General features: G+C 29.3%; 4 protein-coding genes. 2 read left to right on the forward strand and 2 right to left on the reverse strand.

Translation table 11 applies throughout. The annotated features are described in order from the left end of the window. Together QZ286_RS10305 and QZ286_RS06285 are read right to left on the reverse strand one after the other, a co-directional pair. On the reverse strand, positions 1–59 hold a 59-nt coding region (locus QZ286_RS10305; protein WP_367243732.1), incomplete at its 3' end, for a rubredoxin. Positions 60–107: 48 nt separating this feature from the next. Then, positions 108–557, reverse strand: coding sequence for a cyclic nucleotide-binding domain-containing protein (locus tag QZ286_RS06285; RefSeq protein WP_291256118.1), 450 nt, complete (start codon positions 555–557; stop codon positions 108–110). Positions 558–687: 130 nt separating this feature from the next. Between QZ286_RS06285 and QZ286_RS06290 the strand changes: the two genes are divergently transcribed. Together QZ286_RS06290 and QZ286_RS06295 are read left to right on the forward strand one after the other, a co-directional pair. Continuing rightward, positions 688–1,854 (forward strand): L,D-transpeptidase family protein, encoded by a 1,167-nt coding sequence (locus QZ286_RS06290; protein ID WP_291256119.1) that lies wholly within the window; start codon positions 688–690, stop codon positions 1,852–1,854. Between the two features lie 13 nt (positions 1,855–1,867). Further along, positions 1,868–2,428, forward strand: a complete 561-nt coding sequence (locus tag QZ286_RS06295) for an OmpA family protein (RefSeq protein ID WP_291256120.1) — start codon at positions 1,868–1,870, stop codon at positions 2,426–2,428. The last annotated feature ends 146 nt before the right edge of the window (positions 2,429–2,574 follow it).

A 2,574-nucleotide genomic window follows, 5' to 3' on the forward strand; every position in this document is an offset into this window, starting at 1 on the left:
ACATCTCCAACAGCAGGATCATAAACATATCCACAAACTTCACATACGTATTTTTTCATCAATAGACCTCCTAATACTTTAATTCCTATATCTATTATACACTAATACTATCTATTTTCCAATGATTTATTTATAATGTAATGATTATATCTACAGATCTCTCTTGTTAAATTAAGTAGTAATTTAACAAAAATTTGATTATTTTCCTTTGATAGTTTATGAAATGAAAATTTAGAGAGTTCTAAAAGAGTAACATCACTTAAAGCTATACACTCCCCTATATTAGGGATAATTCCTAAAAGAGCAGTCTGCCCAAAACAATCTCCAATATTATATGTTTTTGAGAAATTATTTTTAAAATCTGTATTAATTCTCATTTGAACAGTACCAACTTCAACTATATAGATATTTTCAGGAGATGAGTTTTGACAGTAAACAATCTCTCCCTTTGAATAATTCTTTCTATTAAGAAATTTAAGTAAATACTCAATTTCATTCTGAGTTAAAGCACCTAAGATGGCAATATTATTTGTTGCTAAATTAATTTTTTCTATCATTTTCTCCCCTTTCTTTTAATATTATTCGTATAAAATAAGAAAAATCCTTTTTTATTTTATTTTACTTGAATAGTAGTCATTAAGATGTTACAATTATACTGTGAAAAATTATAAAACAATGGGTGAGTGTATGAAATATTTAAAGTTTTTTATCTGTCAATTTATTTTAGGAACAGCTTTGTTTGCTTTTTCGGGGCAGGAAGAGTGGTCCACAGTAGCTACTTATGACAACAGTATTCCAGAGAATATAAAGGTCAATGAAAAGTACAAAGGTGGTCATCCTGAAGTATTAGACTATGTATTTGTAAGAGGAAGAGTAGCTAATTTAAGAGATCTACCTTCAACTAAAGGAAAGGTAATTGGAAAATATGGTTATGATACTAAATTAAAAGCTCTAAAAAAAGTATTGTACTATGGAAACTACTGGTTTTTTGTAGAAGACTCTAAAGGAAAAACAGGGTATATCTCAGCAAATCTTGTAAGAAAGAGAGTTTTTAGATTCCAGAAAGCTTTGGATAAGATAAATGAGTTAGAAAAATTTGTAGTTGATCAAAAGGGTATGGGAAGAGAACTAGCAAGTACAAGTTCATATGTGCCAAATCCAAATAACCAAAATTTTAAAAGAGCAAAAGATAAATATGGAACTTCATTGGATCAGAGCAGTATAGGGAGATCTGTTGTGAACAATGAAGAGATATATATTCCAGATAGATCAATTTTATCGGTAGTTCAAAGAGGAAAAACAACTTCAAGAGTAAAAGTAGCTAATATACCTGAAGAGTTAATAATATCTAACTCTACAATGACAAAAAATCCAGTAATTCAAGAGGATTTTTCAAAAGTAGTAGCAATAGATGTATCTAACCAAAATATGATGGTTTTTGAAAAGAATAGAAGTAAAGAGTGGGAAGTTATCTCATATGTATATAGTAAAACAGGTATTGAAAGTCAATTGGGATTTGAAACTCCAAAGGGATTTTTTACAGCTCCAATGGTGAAATATGTGATGCCATATAATGGAGAGGCAGGAGATAAGCAGGGTTATGCAAGATATGCTATGAGATTTTCAGGTGGTGGATATCTACACGGAACTCCTATCAACTATGATGAAGAGATAAATAAAGAGTTTTTTATGAAACAAAAAGAGAAAACATTGGGAACATTTACAGGAACTAGAAAATGTATAAGAACAACAGAGGAACATGCTAAGTTTTTATTTGATTGGGTAATGAAAACACCTAATAAAAAGCAAAACGAACAAAGACTTACTGAAAATGTAATGTTTATAATTTTTTAAAAGGAGACTGACTATGAAAAAATTTTTGTTAGCATTGAGTATTTTATCCCTTGCAATAACTGGTTGTACATCTTCAAATGAAAATTTAAAAGAGATGACAATAGTAGAGGGTGAAACAGAATATGTTTTAGAAGATGTAAGTAGTGAGAAAAAACCACTTGAAGATATTATTGTATTTGATGAGAAGGGTGTAATAATAAGAAAAGAGAATGGAAATCTTATACTCTCTATGCCAGAGGAGATATTATTTGATTTTGATAGCTATTCAGTAAAAGGAAGTGTAAAGAATAGTTTAAATGGATTGGCAAAAGCTTTGGTGGAACATAAGGATATAAAATTAAAGATAGATGGACATACTGACTTTATTGGTAGTGATCAGTATAATTTCAATCTTTCATTGAAGAGGGCTAACTCTATAAAAAGTTATTTGATAGGAAGAGGAGCAATGGCTAATAATATCTCAGTGGAGGGATATGGAAAACAAAATCCAATAGCTTCAAATAAAACAGAGGCTGGAAGATCTAGAAATAGAAGAGTAGAGTTTATAATTTCAAGAGATGAAGTGGTATTCTAATAATTTAAAAGGGGCTGTTGCAAACTGATGGTTTTTAAATATCAGTTGCAACGCCTTTTTCTTTTTTTGCAAAAAAATAGAAATCATTTAATTGATTTCCTAGGTTTTTAATTTCTTAATTTAAATTTTGGCAGCACAAAAAATCA

The organism is Fusobacterium sp. (genome assembly GCF_019012925.1).
GTDB lineage: Bacteria > Fusobacteriota > Fusobacteriia > Fusobacteriales > Fusobacteriaceae > Fusobacterium_A.